Origin of the sequence: Mucilaginibacter kameinonensis (assembly GCF_003675385.1) — a bacterium.
GTDB classification, from domain to species: Bacteria; Bacteroidota; Bacteroidia; order Sphingobacteriales; family Sphingobacteriaceae; genus Mucilaginibacter; species Mucilaginibacter kameinonensis.
The window spans coordinates 1,015,830-1,035,201 of sequence record NZ_RCWZ01000001.1; the positions used below are offsets into that span (position 1 = coordinate 1,015,830).

Below are 19,372 nucleotides of genomic sequence, written 5' to 3' on the forward strand. Positions count from 1 at the left end.
ACCGGTTCAGAATACTACCCAAGATTAGCGAATAATATTTAAAAATTGAAAACTTTTGGAAGATGTACTGAATACACATAACAGCGTTTGTGGTATCCTGACTCACATCGGCCCGCTCAATCGCCGCGGGTAGGCTTTATTCTTTTTCTTGATAAAAAGAACCAAAAATCAAGTCAGCAGATAGGCTTCTTTTCCGCACAGGCCCTTGCCCTGCAAATCGGGCAGAACTACGGGCTGCAAAAACTTGTCCCACTCCGTTCGCTCATAGTCTAACCCTTCTGCAAATACTTGCTATGCCCCTGCAGCCGCACTTCCCGCCATGTTCTGCCCGCTTTCGTCCGAAGCTTACCTGCTGACAGAAACTTTTTTATTGATGTGAAGGGTAAGAATGAAGCATCACTTTCTACTTGTATAACTACGGGTATTATGTAGCAGAAAATGTTGAGCGATATCAAGGGTGATAATGATTATAATTTACCTGCAAAGCGTGGCTCAAACAACTATTGCTCCATGATGTGCTTTTTAATAAACTCAATGGTTGAGTCGGGTAGGGCGTTGCCGCTTACCTGGGTAAGATTGCCGTTGGCCTGTAGTTCAAGCTCGGCGTTGATATTATTGTCGATAAAAACATGCAGCTTGTTTTGTTCTTTTTCAACACGGCAGGTAAGTTCACGTTCGGAGTAGTTGATCAGGAATTCGTACTTCCCATCTTTAGCAGCCGGTTTGGTGTCTTTTTGATCAATCATGGCGGTTTGTTTATTGGGATAACACGCCGGGGTACATGATGTTTACTTTATTGATAAATAAAACAGTTGTTTAAACATGCTTTAAAAATGGGGCAGAAAAAAAAGAGATAGCCCGCCGGCTGTCTCTTTTTTAAATTTAAGTTGACTGACCTCATTATTTATCATAAAGAACTAATTGGTTAGATCGATAATAACAATTAGTCAAATATAAGCACTATAGAATTAGTAGACTAATTTTTTTGATAAAAAATGTTACTTTTTTTTCATTTTGGGTCAGTTTTTCTTAACAGATGGCGTTTTGTTAACAATACTGTCCTTTTTCTGCCCATTTCCGGGTAGTTTTGGCGGAAAATTCTTGATTATCGTATCCTTTTTAATTTTTAGGGGATTATTCTTCCCGGTATCAACTTTTAGGGTGCTATCCGGCATCATTTTTTGTCCGCCCCCTTTTAGGCTGTCTACCTTCAGGTTTGTTCCCGGCTTAACGGCACCCGGCTTACCCGGTGGGTTTTTCGCCGGAGATTTTGATGATGCTGCCTTTTTAGGTCGTTTTTTTATGATATCCTCTTTAGATGCCGGTCGTTCTTTAGGCTTCCATAAAAAGCCTTTCAGGATCTTATCATCCTCCTTAACTTTTTCTATAGGGATGTACCGGTTTTCGGGTTTGGTTATGAAGAAAATCCGGTTGGCCTGGTTGTTCTTGAACGAGGTGCGGATCCGGCTACTCAATGAACGTTGCATACCCGATACTTTACCGCTGTCACGTTGAAAATAGATGGTTTCGGCATTGCCATAGGTATACATCTGGTCCAGCTTGTCATCTTTAAAGTATCCCCGCATTTTTTTGCCTGCTACCTGGTTAAAATGCGTTGAATCATCCTTTTCGATATTTACAATGAATGCCGACGGGAACAGCTCAATATTATCCAGCTTTTTCTTACGCATTTGCAGGTACACGGTATCGCCGCTTAACTGCGATCCCTGTGTCCAGATAATAGGGTTTACGTACATGCGCATGGTTGAGTCGCTGTTACTGTAAAACACCGAATCAGATTTAGCCTGCAGATCCGATTTAAAGATCTTCACATGGTGATGCCCGATGAGCATCCTTACGCGCGCCGTATCTTTAACATCAACAGGATATTGCTTGAAAACCGGGTCGCGCTGCATTTGCACACGGTATATGCTATCCTGTTTTGCTTTTTTAACAGCCGCAAGGGCGTCTTTTTTGCGTTGCAACGAATCGTTTATTGGCTTTGGCTTACCAAAAAAATCACGGTGGAAGTAGCTGGTATCTTTAGGTACCTTTATATAATAAGCCGTTAAAAACTTCGATGATTTTTTATCAGCAGCCACTTTGCGTTGTTTTAAAGTGGTATCACGTAGAGTACGCTGGCGCTCCTGGTAAATTTTCTGGTCTTTATAGGTCATGATCTGCGTTTCGATGGTATCGGCAGTCATGTATATCGAATCGCGTTTGATATGGCTGGTATCTTTTGTGGCCAAAGGCGTTTTTGCAGGCAGCAGCTTGCCCGTTACTTTTGCAACACCTGGTTTTATAGCATCGGCTACGCCGGCCAAACTGCCTATGTTTTTAATATTGGCTTTGTCCTTATTGTTTTTCAACGCCGGAGCTGCCGCCTTCAGTGCCGAGTCAATCACCTTTTCGTTGCCCTTCTTTGCCTGGGTTGCTGCCTTGATCAACGCATCGGCATTGGCGTTTTTGTTGTTTTTCAACGCGTTCTGCGCCAGTGCAGCTGCCATTTCAACATTGGCGCTGTCCTTTTTACCTATGGCAAACGGCTGTTTAACCGGCATGGTATTGGGCGGTGCTTTACGGCTGCTATCGGGTTTTATAGCATTGGCAATTTTTGTTAGATCGGTGACTTTTTTGGCCGTTGCCTTAGCGTTTTTATTATCAACCGGTAGTTGTTTAACTGTTGTATCGGTTTTGCTGGTATCCTTTTGTTCGGAAATCAATACTACATAAGCGTTTTCGGTAACCACGGTTTTTTCCTCGGCCCTGTAGTAAGTACCCAGATCACCTTTTATGGTTACCTTTTGCTCGCGGTCTTCAAACGTGATGTTTTTTACCGCGCGACCGTAGCCTTTCAGTTTATCATAAAAAAGACTGTCGCCTTTTAATGATTTGGTGCCTTGCCTGTACGAGTTTTTCTTTCCGAAATAGGCCTGCTCAGTAACGGTGTTATATAAACCATTTTCGGTATACAGGGTGTCCTTATCCTTAGTGCCGTAAATATTTGTCGGCCCGAAGAAATAGGCTATACGTGTACCTGTGTTATACTTAAGAGTATCTGTTTTTATCAGGGCGTCGGGCGTGGTAAGTACTACATCGTACCGGAAATACGAGTCGCGGCTGAAGGCAAAGTAATAGCCGTTTTTGCTGGTAAGCACGTTATCCTTATTTACCAGTTTACCGCCGCCTGTGTAAGTACCTATGCGGCTGGCCGTATTATAAGTGAGGTAATTGGTAGTTAAGGTTGCATCGCGGTCAACCATTTTAACATTATTGGTAAGGATGGCTGTTTTGGTATTGCCGTTATAATTCAGTTTATCCGAAAATATATTCAGTGTATCGCCCTGGTTTATGTTTACGTTACCAAAGGCGTCAAAGGCATTCTCATTAGGATAAAAGTAGGCACTGTCTGATCGTAGGATAGAATAATCCTGCTTAAACACGCCTTTATACACCTTGAACATCTGCTTGCCATTAATTTTTCCGGCGGTGCTTTTGTCAGATTGTATCAGGTTTACAATTGATTTTTTTTGAGCCATAGCTGCAGTCGCTATCGCCAAAAACAAAAAGCATAAAACGTATTTCCTCACAATGGCAAAATTAGTTTTTTGTTGGGGTTATTAAATTAATAATTTTGATGAATGCTGCCAGTTAATCAGTTTGTTAATTTTGTTGAGCAAAACAGCTTATTTACACCCGCTACCAAAATTTTGGCAGCTGTAAGCGGCGGCATCGACTCGGTTTTAATGGTGCATTTGCTTAAAGCCGCGGGTTATGATTTTGGCATTGCCCATTGTAACTTTCAGCTGCGTGGCGATGAAGCCCTCCGCGATCAGGCCTTTTCCCGCAGCCTTGCCGCAACGCTTAACATTCCTTTCCATACTGTAAACTTTGATACTGAGCAATACGCTGCTGATAACAAGATATCGATACAAATGGCCGCGCGTGATATGCGCTATCAATGGTTTGATACTATCAGTCAGCAGTCAGGTTATGAGGCCATTGCGCTTGCTCACCACCAAAACGATACTGTTGAAACAATATTGTTAAACCTTACACGCGGTACCGGAATTGCCGGTTTACATGGTATTTTACCTAAAAACGGTAAGCTGGTGCGCCCCCTGCTGTTCCTTAGCCGTGCGGAAATACAGACCATTGTTACTGCCGAAGGTTTAACTTTTGTTGAGGACAGCTCCAATGCCTCGGCAAAGTATGCCCGCAACAAGATCAGGCTGGAGGTTGTGCCTAAGCTGAAAGAGCTGAACCCTTCGCTCGAAAAAACTTTTGAAAACAACCTGCTGCATTTCCGCGATCTGGAGCTGCTGCTGGAGCTTAAGCTTGAGGAATTAAGGCAAACGCTACTGCAAATACATGATGATGGTATTTATTTATCCATTATTGAAGTAAAGAAGCTTAATCCCAAAAGGTTGTTACTTTTTAAGTTACTTAACGAGTACGGCTTTAATGAAGCTACTATTGACGACCTGATTGATTCGCTTGATAAACACTCCGGCCGGGTATTTGAATCGGGGACGCATACCTTGTTGATTGATAGGAATATTATCATCCTGAAACCCAGAACAGCCGTTTTACCGGTTGAGATTATTATTAACGATACAGACCATGAAGCCCATTTTGGCGTTTACAGGGTGAATTTATTGCACGATGATAGCGCGCTGATTGTAAAGGACAACCCGATGGCGGTATCAATAGATGCGGATAAACTGGTATATCCGCTCAGGGTGCGTACCTGGAATGAGGGGGATTATTTTTTCCCTTTAGGAATGAAGGGGAAGAAAAAGCTAAGCGATTTTTTTATCAATCAGAAAGTGCCGCTGCATCAAAAGGAAGAAATCCCTATCCTTGTAAACGGCAACGGCGAAATTATGTGGATTGGCGGCTACCGCCCCGACGAAAGGTATAAAGTGAGTGATAACACTAAAAAAGTTACTATCTTCGAACTGTTTAAACTAACATGAGCGATAAATCTGTTTTTACTGAAAAGCAATACCTCGGCCGGGAATTTATACCGCTAACCATACGCCTGGTTTTAGCCATGTTTTGTTTTGCCGCCTACTTTTTTACCGACGAACGTGAGCGTAACGGCGATTTATTGGTTGTTGTTGGCTTTGCCATCATCATTATTTCCATTATACTGGGCTTCCTGCTGCATTTCCGCACCCGTGTGGAAAATAAAAGCGTTATGCTTGATGGCCTGTGGACAACCAAACTGGTAAAAATAGATCTGAACAGTATTGTTAAAGCCGAAAAGGGCACTTACAGCCGCTACATGTTCAACAACCCGGTTTATAACCTGCACACCAAAGGTACCATCCGCTTTTTTACATCAGGTAACGAGGCTATCCACCTTACCGACCGTGACGGCCTCCTTTATATCATCGGCTCCAAACACCCTAACGAATTTTTAAGGGCGATAAGGGAAGAGATGAGGAAGTAATTTTGGCTATCGGCGGCCGTGGGGACACGACCGAGGGATATACAACACTCATAAGGACAGGACTGCGGGAAATATTTTAAAATAAATCAAATGGAAAACTTCATATCCTATAGTGGACTTCCGATAAGTTCGGGAGGTGCACATAAGGTAAATGGTCGTTCTGCATTAGATATTTACGATTCGTTATCTCATTTTACCTCAAACTTAACCAATGCTGACAAACCGTCCCGCCTCACTTTGGAGTTTGAAAGTACCGATGATAATAATGCCAGGATTATTTGGAAATTGATTTTAGCTTTCGGTTTGCCTAAGCTTTCATTAAGTAATTACATCGGGACGCGACGGTTAATATGGTATTGGACTTTAAGAACTGGTAGTATAAACAAAGCTATTAAGCTTCAGCAGCAAAATCAGAATATTACATTTTCAGTTTTATGGTGTTTTTATTTTACTGATCTACAATCGAAACAAGCAATACCAGGTCAGGAAACAATACCAATCATCGATCCAAGATTATACAACTCGCAAATATATTGGCGAGTTGGTAAAACTTCCACAATATCACTTTGGTTTACACTGCCATTTAAAGAACTGGACACTCCGGCTATTAACTATATTAAATTATTGCAGGCTAACCTACCTGTTAAATTATCTTCTCATCATTGGCGATTGTGGCGCAATTCTAAAACTGGCCCCTCGCCCAAAAAACTGAATTGTGATTTTTTAGCTTAAAAGCCAGGTTTTACTCCTTCTAAATCGGTGGGGTTTCTTAATTTATTCACTTTCCATTACCCGCATCAATTCTTCGATAAACAAAATGGCCGCCCGTTTACGATAAACGCCTTTTTGCCACAGGAGGTATGATTGCCGTTTGATCTCTTTTGATTCGATGGGAATGGCGATTACCTTATTCCAGCCTATGATGGCTTTTTCATTCAGGATGGTAGCCCAATGTCCGTTCTCAACCAGGGCCAACAATGAATGCACATCATTCAACTCTATTTTAATATTAGGGGTTATCTTTTTACGGTTAAACAGCTCATTAATAAACTCACGCGAGCTGAAACCTTTACCGGGTAAAATAAGGTCTTGTTTGGCCAGTTCTTCCAGGGTTATTTTTTTGAGCTGGGCCAGTGGGTTGTTTTTGGATACCACCATCACTACACTCGAACTGAAAAGCTCCTGCATTTCAAGGTCTTCATCATCGCTTTCATTATGGAACGCCAAGATCATATCCAGTTCGGCCAGGCGGAGCTTCTTTTCCAATTCTTCGGGATTTCCGTAAGTAATAAAGATTTTGATACCCGGATATTTGGTACTGAACGGGGCCAGCGCCGGTAATAACAAAGAGGTAAAAGCGTAGGAAACGCCGAGATTCAGCTCGCCGATTGTGGCGTTTTGTAACTCGCTGATGGCTTGCTTGCTTCGCTGTACGTCATTCAGGATCTTACGGGCATGGGTTAAAAATATATGCCCTGCCTCGGTAATGCGTACGTGTTTGCCTATTCTGTCGAAAAGGAGCATGCCCAGTTCCTCTTCCAGTTGCTTGATCTGTTGCGATAACGTGCTTTGCGTAATAAACACAGCTGCAGCAGCCTCGGTAAAGTTCATGGTTTCCGCTGCTTTAACAAAATATTGTAACTGACGCAATTCCATAATCAATCGTTTTTGCCTATCAATTCTATTAAAACAATCTATTTTACAAATGTACCAATATGGGCGATATTTGCATCATAAAACAATTCAATAGTCTTGCATTAAGTACTCCCCTGAATTTGCTTTTGTTATGAATTGAACAAATGAATGTCTTTCGCTCTTTAAAGTACCGTAATTTTAAACTGTTTTTTTACGGTCAGTCAATATCCCTCATTGGCACATGGATGCAAAAAACAGCAGTGAGCTGGTTGGTTTACCGCCTCACAGGTTCCGCCCTTTTACTGGGTATAGTAGGCTTTGTAAGCCTGATCCCATCCCTGATATTAGCTCCATATGCAGGTAGCATTGTCGATAGGCATAATCGTTACCGCATTTTGGTTATCACCCAGGTGGTATCTATGCTACAGGCCGCTGCCTTTGCTTTCCTGATCTTTTTCAAGATCTATAATATCCCCGCTATTATTGGTCTAAGTCTGCTTCAGGGTATTGTAAACGCTTTTGACGTAACCTGCCGCCAATCATTAATGGTAGATATGGTTGATGATAAAGCTGATTTGCCTAATGCCATCGCCCTAAACTCTACCATGACCAATCTTGCACGTATTGCAGGACCAGCTATTGCAGGTATAGTATTAAGTGCCTTTGGCGAGGATGTTTGTTTCTTTGGTAATTTCCTGAGCTACGTGCCGGTGCTTACCTGTTTATTTATGATGAAACTAAACACCATTGTACCTGTCCGTTCAGAAAAAAGCATCTGGACAGAATTGCAGGAAGGTTTCAGGTATGTATCAGGCGATAGCGACCTGAGCAGCATGATCCTGATGCTTACCGCAAGCAGCTTGTTCGTAATCCCGTTTAATACACTGATGCCCATTTTTGCCAAAGATATTTTTAATGGCGATGCCAAAACTTTCAGCTGGTTTGAGAGCGCAGCGGGTTTAGGCTCGGTGATCAGCGCGGTTTATCTGGCTAACTTAAAAAGCAGCAAAAACTTAGTGAAAATCATGAGCGCGGCGAGCCTTATTTTTGGCGTCAGCGTGCTGATGGTGGCTTATGCAGGCAAATTGCCCTTCGCTTTAACATTCATGGTTTTTACCGGTGTTGGTATGATGGCGCAAACATCTGCTATTAACACTTATATCCAAACCCACGCTATCCCGAGCATGAGGGCAAGAGCAATCAGCTACTACGTGATGGCTTACCAGGGCATGATCCCGGTGGGCAGTTTAATGGCCGGTTGGTTAGCCAATGAAGTTGGCCCACGCCGTGCAGTTTGTATCGAGGGTATTATTGGGGTGTTAGCCACCGCATTATTTGTGTTGTATAAAAAAAGGCAGGCGGCTGGTGAAAGCGTTGATGGCAAAGCGGTACTGGCTAAGTAAAATTATATCATCTACCTATATAAATGTGAAAGCCCTTTCCGTTTGGAGAGGGCTTCACTATAAAAGCGTCATTAGTTTGTATCCAATGACAAATTTTTAATCACTACGAAAGGTTTTCTTAGACAGAAATGAATAACTTTTTAAACAATGCTATTTTTTAAATTTTTTCGCTATTTCGTACCTGTTTTGTAAAAGGGTATAAAGTCTATCTGAGCTTATTTTCAATGTCCCACTTGCAATCGAAATGGGTGTGCCATAAATCTTTTGGCTTTGCCGCAAAATACATTGTGTCAATTTGCTTTCCTTGAGGATTATTTCATCAGAATTATTTACAAAAACTAAAATTATTTTCGTACTTCTAATAGAAATTATATTAAAGCCCTCAATATTACTCCAGTCTATGAATCTGCTCCTGGAAATCCCAGTATTATCTTGAATTCCTTTATTATCAATAATCATCCCAACTCTTTGACCAAAGAGTTTCTTAAAGCCGGGTAAAATGCCTGCTCCAAAAAAAATGATACAGGCAATCGAAATTGCTTTAACAACTATAACAGGATATCTGATTTGATTATCCGCCTCAAACCATAAAAACACGCCAATTATAATAAAAGCAAAACACCCAAAAATCAAAAGGGTCACTTTTCTGTTGCTGATAGGTATTTTTATAGAATGGTCGCTATCATACATAGTGTTACATTTATTTAAAAGTTACAATAGCCGTCCCAAATATAAAATTGCCTGATAGTATCCCTACATTTTCAATCCAATCTCTCTCAAACGCTCATCCAGGTATTCACCGGCGGTAATATCAGTATATAGTTTAGGATGCTGTTCGTCAATGCACGAATCAAGGCTGGTTAAGTCCATACCTGATTTTGGGTGCAGGAAAAACGGCACCGAAAAACGGGAAAACTTCATCAGCTCACGCGGCGGGTTCACTACACGGTGAGTGGTTGATTTCAGTTTATTGTTGGTTAAACGTTGCAGCATATCGCCAACGTTAACCACTAAGTCTTCGCCATAGGCTTTAACCGGGAACCAGGTATTATCGCGGGTTAACAGTTCGAGGCCATCGGCACTGGCGCCTATCAAGAGGGTAATGAGGTTGATATCCTCATGAGCACCTGCACGTACGGCATCATCAGGTACCGAATCCGGGTCAAGTATCGGGAAGTAGTGCAGGTTACGCAGGATAGAGTTTCCGTTATGTACCTTATCGTCGAAATAATTCTCAGGTAATTCCAGGTAAACGGCTATGGCACGCAGTAAATGTTTGCCTGCAGCTTCCAGTTTTTTGTATACTTCGATGGTGGTTGGGTTAAACTCAGAAAGTTCGTTCACCTGTACATTTTCAGGGTATTGGGCTTTAAGCGCGTCATCATCAGTTACCGTCTGACCAATTTGCCAAAACTCTTTCAAATCCGGCGTTTTAAATCCTTTGGCCGTTTCTTTGCCTTTACCGGTATAGCCACGCTGACCAGCCAAACCAGGAATTTCATATTGTTGTTTTACCGCATCAGGCAGGGCAAATAACGCTTTAACCTGTTCGTAGAGTTTATCTATCAGCTCTTTACTCAAACCATGGTTAGTGATGGTAACAAAACCGGTTTCATTAAAGGCTTTACCAATATCGTTCGAAAATTGTTTACGTTCTTCAGCCGAGCCGTTTATATAGGTATTCAGATCCAGACGTGGAATATTAACTGTACTCATAATTTTAGTTTATAAAAAACAGGTAGCAAAATTATTTAATTTTTAAGCGTGGTACACAAGATAACAATAAAATTTTATCCCCATAATTACACTGGCTTGGTTTATGTTAACCCTTTAAAACAATTTTTGCTTTAAACGTTTTATACTTCTGCCTGTCATATGTTTATAGACGTAAACCTAACAGCGCTATTTTAACTTAAAATACTATGAAATTCATCAATAAAATATGCGGTATCAGCTTAATAGCATTTTTACTAATGCTTGCCGCGCCAAACATGAGTAAAGCCCAGGAAGGAGGCTATGTATCCGACCAGGAGTTTTACGACGAACTTGACCCTTACGGCACCTGGGTAAACGACCCGCAATATGGTAACGTTTGGGTACCCAATGCGGGCGACGATTTCAGGCCATACGCAACCCGCGGCCACTGGGTAGTAACCGATTATGGTAATACCTGGGTATCTGATTATGAATGGGGTTGGGCACCATTTCACTATGGCCGCTGGCGTTATGATGATTATTATGGCTGGGAATGGATTCCTGGACATGAATGGGCTCCGGCATGGGTAAGCTGGAGGCATGGTGGCGGCTATTATGGCTGGGCTCCTTTGCAACCTGGTATCAGCATTAGCATATCTTTTGGTAACAGCTATAATGTGCCCGATAATTATTGGGTTTGCGCGCCACAAGCTTATATCAACAGGCCAAACATTTATAACTACTATGCGCCGCGCACCCGTGTTGTAAACATTATTCATAACACAACCATTATTAACAATACCTATGTTAATAATAACCGCACCTATGTAACCGGCCCAAGGATTAATGAGATCAGGCAGGTTACCAATAACCGTAACGTGAGGGTTTACAACATTAACAATGTTAACAGGCCAAACGGCGGCGGCAGGGTAGTGAATAATGCTGTAAATATCTATCGCCCGGAAATAAGAAAAGCGCCTGATGCAAGACCGGCAAGGGTGGTAAACGCTGCAGCTTATCGTCAGCAAAACCCTAATAATGGTATAGCCAGTAGGCAGGCAGGTAACGCAAACATAAATCGTAACAATGCAGCACGTTTGCGTGAAGTGGCCCGTAATGAAAAACCTGATAATAAAGTGGTACAGGTTAATCGTCCAGGCCCGGCAGCCCGCCCTAACCCGGCAAACGGGTCACAGCCAAACCAGCCAAACGCGAGGCCCGGCGATAACCAGGCACAGCGTCAGCAGCAGGCACAGCAACGTTTACAACAGCAACAATCCCAAAGGCAGCAACAGTTAGATCAAAAACAGAACGATCAAACCCAGCGCCAGCAACAGCAGCAGGCACAACGTCAGCAGCAATTGCAGCAACGTCAGCAGGATCAAAAGGCCAGAAGTGAGCAACAACAGCGTCCGCAAAGCCAGCAGGACCAGCAAGCGCAAAGGCAGCAGCAGACACAGCAGCGCCAGCAACAACAGCAAGCCCAACGAGAGCAGCAGTTGCAGCAGCGTCAACAACAACAGCAGCAGCAACAGGCCCAAAGGCAACAGCAGGAACAGCAACGCCAGCAGCAACAACAGGCTCAGCGTCAGCAGCAGGAACAACAACGTCAGCAGCAACAGCAAGCCCAACGTCAGCAGCAGGAACAACAACGCCAGCAGCAACAACAGGCTCAGCGTCAGCAGCAGGAACAACAACGTCAGCAACAACAGCAAGCCCAACGTCAGCAGCAGGAGCAGCAACGTCAGCAACAACAACAAGCCCAAAGGCAACAGCAGGAACAGCAACGTCAGCAACAACAACAAGCCCAAAGGCAACAGCAGGAACAGCAACGTCAGCAACAACAGCAACAGCAGCAGGCTCAAAGGCAACAGCAGGCGCAGCAACGTCAGCAACAACAGCAACAGCAGCAGGCTCAAAGGCAGCAGCAGGAACAGCAGCGCCAGCAACAGGAAAGACGACCTACAAACAGGTAAAATAAATTTATAACCGCTACAATAAACAGCACGTATAAAGCATTATATACGTGCTGTTTTTATTTATGCACACCTTAAATTAATAATGAAGAAACTCCTGCTTACAACTTGCTTTGTTATCCTGCTTAATATTACTTTCGGTTTTAACGCCAAAGCCCAGGCAACCTTAAGCAAGTCATCAACCCAAATCAATTTTATTGAAAACTCGTGGACCGAAGCCTTAAAACAGGCAGCCCGCCAAAACAAATATATTTTTGTTGATGCTTATGCCAGTTGGTGCGGCCCCTGCAAAATGCTCAAGGCCACTACATTTAAAAACAATAAAGTAGCCGATTTTTACAACGACAATTTTGTAAACGTAGCCATTGATATGGAAAAAGGACAAGGCCCGGCGCTTGCCGCCGAATGGGGCCTGCAGGCTTATCCTACCATGATCATATTTACCAGCAAGGGCAAGCCCGTTTCGGGAACAGTAGGCTATATCAGGGCTAATGATCTCATCAAATTTGGGCAGCAGGCATTAAATAAGTAATTAAAATTCGGGCATAAAAAAAGACCGGAGCTATTGCTTCCGGTCTTTTCATTTATGGGAGATATGTTATTTAGGTATAAATAAAAGTACCTACCAATAAAGCCAATACCTGGTCCATAGATAATGGTTCATCAAAAGCTGCAGTAGCAATAGCAACAGATGTTGTTGAGCCCGATATACTTGGCAATGTAGTAACATTCACAGGTCCCTGGGTAACATTTTGTTCTCCATCATAATTACCGTTTACCTGCGATACTCCGGTATCGTTACCTAATGTGGCAGTACTGGTGATCCATGGAGATACACCCAGTAACTGGCGGATGGCCGACGCATGACGGGCTTCAACCGCGTGAATAGATAAGGCAGCAGTCAAAATATCTTTGTTTCCAAGCAAGTTAGGAGCCTGCCCTTTATAGGCACGTACACCGGTATCCTCAAAAGCTAATGCCACTTTTAAAAACAGGGTGTAATTACTAAACAAGCCTTTAAACGGACCATTACCGGTGCCGCCGCCTGCGGTAAAATCAAATTTAGGCGAAGTAACAGGTGTACCGCCCGAAGCAGTAATAGCAGTTTTCAGGAAAGCCACGTGCTGATTTTCGTCATCTTTTACGGTATTGATGTAGGATGCTCCCGCGGCGGGGATTAAACCTGCAGAAGCCGCTCCCTGGTTGTAAAATGATGATTCGAGATATTCAAGCGTTAAGGCATAGTTTAAAACCTCAACTACAGTTGGGGCCGCGGTAGCACCGTAGGCTCTTTTTAGCATGGTGCCCATAGCAAACGGCACGGCGGCCATAGCCACTTTTGAACCAAAGCTGGTTATATTTTTGATGGCAGCACGACGCGGGTTAAGCCTGTCGTTCAATTCCGGATCAAATTTTTCTATTTCGTCTATTATGTTAAATAAATTCATGGCGATGTGGGGATTAAGCTACGTAACTGTAATTAGTTGCACTCACTTTGGTTTTCAGATAGGTATTGGCGATAGGCAATACCTCTGCAATGGTTGCTGATTTATTCAGCCCATTGCTATCCACCTGATCGTCGGCAGCAAATGAGCCGGCAACGAGCATATTGCTGATGAGTGCCGCATGCCTGGCCTCAACCGATACAATTTTACCTGCAATGGTCAGATAGCCGGCATCCTGTATCAGGTAACCTGCACCATCATACGCTTTAACGCCGGTATCTTCAAATGCTTTGGCAGCGCCAAGCACCGCAGATTTCTTAGTAAAATCAATCGTGCTGAAATCGACGGTAAGTGCAGGGATAGCGTTACCACCTAAGGCAGCCTTAAAAAATTCGCGGTGAAGTACCTCATGATCACGGATGCTTGTAAAAAGCGCTTTTTCATCAGATGTCATACCAGAATAAGGTGTGGTAATTACCTGGATATAAAACGCTGCTTCCAGCTGCTCCAGCGCGTAAGCATAATTGAGGATGGCAAGATCACCTTTGGCGCCGATATCAATGCCCCCGCTTACTACCACCTTATGATCTTTGTGGCAAGCCGCTGTAGCTAAAAGGCCGGCAGATGCCACGCCTAACCCTGCATAGCGTAAAAATGACCTCCTTGCCATGTTTGCCCCGCCTATGCTTTCTTGTTCAGATGTTTTCATAGAGTTCGATTTTTTTAATGTTATAATTAGTTGTTCTGTAGATGGATATACGCCTGTAACAACATGACGGATTGCAATTAGTTAGCACTTATTACACTCTTAATTAGAGTATTTAACTTTTGGTAAATTTGAATAACGCTGTATTAGGGCTTTAAAAGCCATCTGGGAAAGCTATAGCAACAAAAAAGGCCGAAAACTTCTGACAGTTTTCGGCCTTTTTTGAATTATCAAAGCAGTTTTGTGAAAATTATTAATATGTAATAAGTAGTCTTGTTATTAAGCTACCTGCAGCCGGATTATGCCGCCGGTAAACTCAAATAAAATGTAGTACCAACGCCTATGGTTGTTTCAAACCAAATTTTTCCGTTGGCGTTTTCGATAGAGTTTTTGATGAATGCAAGGCCCAACCCTGTTCCGGAACTTTTGGTGGTGAAGTTAGGTTCAAAGATCTTTTCACGCATTTCTTCAGGGATACCGTTACCATTATCTTTAATAGTAAGCAGAATGTTTTTACTGGTCACCAGGTAGTTGATGTCGATGATGCATTTCCTGCCTTGCGGGGTAGCCTCAATGGCATTTTTCAGCAGGTTATTAAAGCAGCGCAATAACTGGTCGCGGTCGGCATTGATGGTAAACACACTTTCTGGTTGCTGATAGCTGATCAGTACGTTATCCATTTGCTTAAAAATGATAACAGCCTGGTTGAGCATATCAAAAATATTGATCTGCTCAATGCGGGTATCCGGCATCTTGGCAAAGGCCGAAAACTCGGATGCTATTGACGACAGGCTCTCTATCTGCTCAACAAATGACTTGCTGAAACGCTCAAATTTCTGGTCAAACTTAGGGTCTTTATCCTTCCATGATTTATCAAGCAGCTGCAAACCGAGCTTTAAGGGTGTCAACGGGTTCTTGATTTCATGGGCAACCTGCTTGGCCATTTCGCGCCAGGCGCTTTCACGTTCAGATTGCGCCAAACGCTGGGCGCTGTTTTCCAGTGCCGAGATCATTTTGTTATACTCTTTAACCAATGCCCCGATCTCATCATCGCGCGACCATTTGATCTGCTCGTTCTTTTTACCGTAGATGGTTTTACTTAGGTTTTGCTGGATGAAGTTTAGCGGTGCCGTTATTTGCCGGGCAATGATGATGGCAAACAGACCTATAGCTATGAAAACTATGGCATAAACATTTATCATCACATTAAGCAATGAGCTTATTCTTTCTTTGTAGTCGGCTTCATTACTAAAATATGGCACCTGGATATAAGCAACCGTTTTGTTTGAGGCGGTAAGCGTTATAGGGGCGTAAGCAGCCTTATAGCTCAGGTCGCCTATTTTTTCATCGTTTACAAACTCGGTTTTTTGCAGCTTGCTCAAAAATATGAAAGCACGGGCGTTCATCCGTTTAGCAACCAGCCCATTCTCGTAAACTTTGGGCTGCGTAGTTAGCAACGGTATACCGTTAGTATCAAATACCGTAAGATCGGTTGCATAGGTATTGGCCAAATCATTAAAATGTACCTGGCTCTCCTCGTTTATGTGTTCAACGTACTGGGTAAAAAGACCGTTTTCAAATGCCGATGCTATCCGGGTTATTTTATCCCTGATCATTTTTTCCTGCTGGGTGTGGTACTGGTTGCTGATGGATAAAAATGTAATAAAACCTACCAGCACCAATGTAACTACCACGGCCAGTATCATCGAGATCTGGATGCGGGTTTTGTACAATACCTTATCAAAATTAATCCTGAGATTTATCTTCAGGCCATCTTCGGCAATATTGAAGATTTTAATGCGGGCCCATAGCCATCTGATAGTAATCAGGATGGCGCTGAAGATCAGTATCACCACCAAAAAGAAAGTAAGCGAAGTGACGGCGTAATAAAGTGAGTTTTCCTCGCGGCTAACAACAATCAGGTTTCTTTCGCTGGGTTTATAGATCAGGTGATTGTACGTGGTGAAACTTTCATACCAAACCGTGCTGTGATTTTGCGTGGTTTTTTCGGTGTACTTTTTCAGATCACTCTTAAACTCGGTATTATCAAGCGAATAAACATAAGTACCCCGCTGGCTTAGCAGCTTGTTATCACTGTAAAACGCGTATGAGTAGTCTTTGAAATCATTTTCCGGGTTGATATTACCGTCAATCAGCAATTCGGGGAATGCGCCTGATGATTGCAGCGGCTTCGATTTAAGCTCGATTACAATGGTGCCTAATTGCTTATTACTGGTATTTACAGGTAGTATGGCAAAGTAGTTCTGATATCCGAATGATTCGTTTTCACGATAAAAATAATCAGACACTTTAAATGAACTGTACAGCACCAGGTCTTTAAATACGCTTAGCGAGTAGTTTTTATCCGCCGATGTTGGTTCTTCATTGGCATCATACTCATGAACCTTAAACTCATATTTTGAAAGATAGCCATCAAAATAAAGCTTCTGAAAACGGGTTTTAAGATAATCGCCATTATGCAGGCCATTTGTAAAATAACGCATTATGGCCGTATCGGTGATAATCTGGTTTTCTACCTTTTTGAAAATATAGTCGGCCGTGGCATCATCCGGTATCTCCAGCTTTTGTATCAGGGCTTTCCGGGTTTCGTGCTCTTTAAGGTCTTCAAAATGGTTAAGCTTAATGGCTGCTATCAGGGCGCAGACAAACACTATCCCTAAAAAGGAAGTGGCAAAAAGTTCTTCTTTTTGATAAAGAAAGCTGTAGGCCCTTATCAATACTAATATGGCCCATAAAATATAAAACAGCGTAAATTCCTTGTAATAAGCAAATGCCAGGGTGGTTAGGGCAATGCCGGATAAAAACAGGAAAAGCTGATGTGTTTTAGGTACATTGGTTTTAAAGCAGATGGTCAGGATAACCTCGTCCAGCAGGTAAAATATCAAAAAGCTAAAGCATAGCATTAATACGCCCAGCAAGCTAAAGCCGGTTAAGCTAAGCACGTTATTTACATCAAAATTGATTTTTGAGTTGATAACTAAACCGTAAAATAAACGCAACAGAGATGTTGATACTGCTATAAGTGTTAAAACACCGGCGACAACTATTACATAGCCGCCTGTTTTAGTTTGTATGTTATTAAAGAGACTGCGGCGCTGCTTGTACACATAAGCCACAAACCAAAAAATCACCAGGATATTGATGCAAAAATCGCCAAGTGAAGGATAAACCAGGCTCGAACCATAAAATATGGGATTGAAGACACTGAGCTTATAGGTAAAATCGGGCAGGTTATAATGCAGGTTAACAAACCTGAATAGCACTATATATAAAGCCAGGAAAATGATGGATAGCAACACGTAGCCTTTAGAAGCCACATAATTGCAGATATTATGCATCAGGATACAGAGCGTAATAGCTGTAAGGATCCAGAAGGAAAGCTCATAGTAAACAAAATCATTATTGGTGTCGTTGTTTTTGAGCTTTACCGAAAACAGGTATTCATTATCGCTGCTGTGTACTTCGTAAACATTGATATCCGTAAAATCGGCTATATCAATGTTATCGTCGTCAAGCAGGTCTTTGGCGAATTTGTTTTGGAGATATTTATTCTGAAAAGCGTAATTGATTTTTACCGGGATGAAAAAGATAACCGAAGAGTTACCTTCTGTTTTCCGGAATGTTTCATAATACCCATTAGGCTGCTGGATAAACGAATAACCCTCCTTGATGGTATTTGTACTATCGGGCAGCACTTTGATACCGCTCCAAAAACTAAGCTTGTTGTTGGTTAGGGTAATAAACCAAATGCCGTTTTTGGTAGTGAAGTTTTCAATGGCGTTAATGGCATCCTGCTCGTTATTGCGCAGGTTCATCAGCTTTTTAAAGCTCCATTTTTCCTCCAGCTGTTTGCTTATAAAAATCTCCTTGTTGTGAAGATTATCTTCCAGTACCCGGGCAGATTGCACAAGACTGTTTACCGGCGTATATGTTTTTTGAACAATAATGGCCGTAAACAGCAAACTAAGCCCCAAAAGAGCAAGCAATAGGCGTATTTTCCCCGATGTAGTCAAGATGTTGCTATACTATGGATTTTTTGATTAATACAAGCCTATAACAAAAATAAAAGCCACATGTTGTATGTGGCTTTTAAAATTTATTGCGGTAATACAGCGCTCGCTGTCGCGACGGTTTTATCAACCTTTTTTACAAGGCCCTGCAGTACGTTACCCGGCCCTACTTCGGTGAATGATGTAGCGCCATCTTCAATCATATGCATAACGGTTTGGGTCCACCTAACGGCGCCTGTTAGCTGGGCTATCAGGTTTTTCTTGATCAATTCAGGATCGGTGTATGGCTTGGCATCTATATTTTGGTAGATAGGGCATACCGGAGCTTTAATTTCGGTAGCAACAATAGCTGCTTCCAATTCAACCCTTGCAGCTTCCATTAATGGCGAGTGGAACGCGCCGCCTACTTTAAGTTTTAAAGCACGTTTTGCACCGGCTTCGGTCATTTTGATGCAGGCTTCGTCAATACCGGCAATTGAACCGGATATTACCAGCTGTCCCGGGCAGTTATAGTTTGCAGGCACAACTACTTCGCTTATGCGCTCGCAAATGTCTTCTACCGTAAAATCATCCAGACCTAAAATAGCCGCCATGGTTGATGGTTGAATTTCGCAGGCTTTTTGCATGGCGTTAGCACGCGCGGCAACTAAACGTAAGCCATCTTCAAATGATAAAGCTCCGGCAGAAACCAAAGCCGAAAACTCGCCTAATGAATGGCCTGCAACCATTTCCGGCTGAAAATCATCGCCTAAAACTGTAGCTAAGATTGTTGAGTGCAGGTAAATAGCAGGCTGGGTAACATTAGTTTGTACCAAATCTTCGGCAGTGCCTTCAAACATGACATCGGTAATACGGAAACCCAAGATTTCGTTAGCTTTTTCAAACAGCTCACGTGCTTTTTCTGACTGGTCGTACAGGTCCTTGCCCATACCTGAAAACTGGGCACCCTGGCCCGGGAAAATATATGCTTTCATTGTTTTAGAGATTAGAGGTTAGTTAATTAGAGATTAGTTGTTACAC

Annotated in this window: 15 protein-coding genes; 6 read left to right on the forward strand and 9 right to left on the reverse strand. The window is 42.6% G+C overall.

Annotated features, from left to right (window positions below; translation table 11 throughout):
• Window positions 1-500: 500 nt before the first annotated feature.
• The gene (locus tag EAH55_RS04600) at window positions 501-746 is read right to left on the reverse strand and encodes a hypothetical protein (RefSeq protein WP_112570828.1); all 246 of its coding nucleotides are present in this window, start codon (window positions 744-746) and stop codon (window positions 501-503) included.
• A 273-nt stretch (window positions 747-1,019) separates the two neighbouring features.
• On the reverse strand, window positions 1,020-3,542 hold the full coding sequence (locus EAH55_RS04605) for an OstA-like protein (protein WP_244228090.1): 2,523 nt from the start codon (window positions 3,540-3,542) through the stop codon (window positions 1,020-1,022).
• Between the two features lie 102 nt (window positions 3,543-3,644).
• Here EAH55_RS04605 and tilS point away from each other — a divergent pair, with 102 nt between their 5' ends.
• The 3 genes from tilS (at window position 3,645) to EAH55_RS04620 (ending at window position 6,193) form a co-directional block, all read left to right on the forward strand.
• Window positions 3,645-4,982, forward strand: a complete 1,338-nt coding sequence (gene tilS, locus EAH55_RS04610) for a tRNA lysidine(34) synthetase TilS (RefSeq protein ID WP_121808641.1) — start codon at window positions 3,645-3,647, stop codon at window positions 4,980-4,982.
• Complete coding sequence (locus tag EAH55_RS04615) at window positions 4,979-5,461, forward strand: hypothetical protein (protein WP_121808642.1); 483 nt, start codon at window positions 4,979-4,981, stop codon at window positions 5,459-5,461. Before tilS ends, EAH55_RS04615 begins: the two co-directional genes overlap by 4 nt.
• A gap of 90 nt (window positions 5,462-5,551) precedes the next feature.
• Entirely contained in the window at window positions 5,552-6,193 is a 642-nt protein-coding gene (locus tag EAH55_RS04620) for a hypothetical protein (protein WP_121808643.1), read from the forward strand.
• A gap of 42 nt (window positions 6,194-6,235) precedes the next feature.
• Here EAH55_RS04620 and EAH55_RS04625 read toward each other — a convergent pair whose 3' ends face one another.
• Window positions 6,236-7,117, reverse strand: coding sequence for a LysR substrate-binding domain-containing protein (locus EAH55_RS04625; protein ID WP_121808644.1), 882 nt, complete (start codon window positions 7,115-7,117; stop codon window positions 6,236-6,238).
• 143 nt (window positions 7,118-7,260) lie between these two features.
• Here EAH55_RS04625 and EAH55_RS04630 point away from each other — a divergent pair, with 143 nt between their 5' ends.
• Entirely contained in the window at window positions 7,261-8,499 is a 1,239-nt protein-coding gene (locus EAH55_RS04630) for an MFS transporter (RefSeq protein ID WP_121808645.1), read from the forward strand.
• A gap of 150 nt (window positions 8,500-8,649) precedes the next feature.
• On the opposite strand, the gene EAH55_RS04635 is transcribed toward EAH55_RS04630, so the two are convergent.
• Both EAH55_RS04635 and EAH55_RS04640 read right to left on the reverse strand, forming a co-directional pair.
• Entirely contained in the window at window positions 8,650-9,189 is a 540-nt protein-coding gene (locus EAH55_RS04635) for an STM3941 family protein (protein WP_121808646.1), read from the reverse strand.
• Window positions 9,190-9,252: 63 nt separating this feature from the next.
• Complete coding sequence (locus EAH55_RS04640; protein WP_112570818.1) at window positions 9,253-10,215, reverse strand: isopenicillin N synthase family dioxygenase; 963 nt, start codon at window positions 10,213-10,215, stop codon at window positions 9,253-9,255.
• A gap of 206 nt (window positions 10,216-10,421) precedes the next feature.
• Between EAH55_RS04640 and EAH55_RS31130 the strand changes: the two genes are divergently transcribed.
• Both EAH55_RS31130 and EAH55_RS04655 read left to right on the forward strand, forming a co-directional pair.
• Window positions 10,422-12,170 carry a DUF6600 domain-containing protein gene (locus EAH55_RS31130; RefSeq protein WP_208644785.1) on the forward strand — a complete coding sequence of 583 codons (1,749 nt, stop codon included), beginning with the start codon at window positions 10,422-10,424 and terminating at the stop codon, window positions 12,168-12,170.
• A gap of 85 nt (window positions 12,171-12,255) precedes the next feature.
• Complete coding sequence (locus EAH55_RS04655; protein WP_121808647.1) at window positions 12,256-12,702, forward strand: thioredoxin family protein; 447 nt, start codon at window positions 12,256-12,258, stop codon at window positions 12,700-12,702.
• A 70-nt stretch (window positions 12,703-12,772) separates the two neighbouring features.
• Here EAH55_RS04655 and EAH55_RS04660 read toward each other — a convergent pair whose 3' ends face one another.
• The 4 genes from EAH55_RS04660 to fabD form a co-directional block, all read right to left on the reverse strand.
• On the reverse strand, window positions 12,773-13,618 hold the full coding sequence (locus tag EAH55_RS04660) for a ferritin-like domain-containing protein (protein WP_112570813.1): 846 nt from the start codon (window positions 13,616-13,618) through the stop codon (window positions 12,773-12,775).
• Between the two features lie 13 nt (window positions 13,619-13,631).
• Window positions 13,632-14,324, reverse strand: coding sequence for a ferritin-like domain-containing protein (locus tag EAH55_RS04665; RefSeq protein WP_121808648.1), 693 nt, complete (start codon window positions 14,322-14,324; stop codon window positions 13,632-13,634).
• Window positions 14,325-14,620: 296 nt separating this feature from the next.
• Window positions 14,621-18,355 carry an ATP-binding protein gene (locus EAH55_RS04670; RefSeq protein WP_162996742.1) on the reverse strand — a complete coding sequence of 1,245 codons (3,735 nt, stop codon included), beginning with the start codon at window positions 18,353-18,355 and terminating at the stop codon, window positions 14,621-14,623.
• Between the two features lie 83 nt (window positions 18,356-18,438).
• On the reverse strand, window positions 18,439-19,326 hold the full coding sequence (gene fabD, locus EAH55_RS04675) for an ACP S-malonyltransferase (protein ID WP_121808650.1): 888 nt from the start codon (window positions 19,324-19,326) through the stop codon (window positions 18,439-18,441).
• Between the last annotated feature and the right edge of the window lie 46 nt (window positions 19,327-19,372).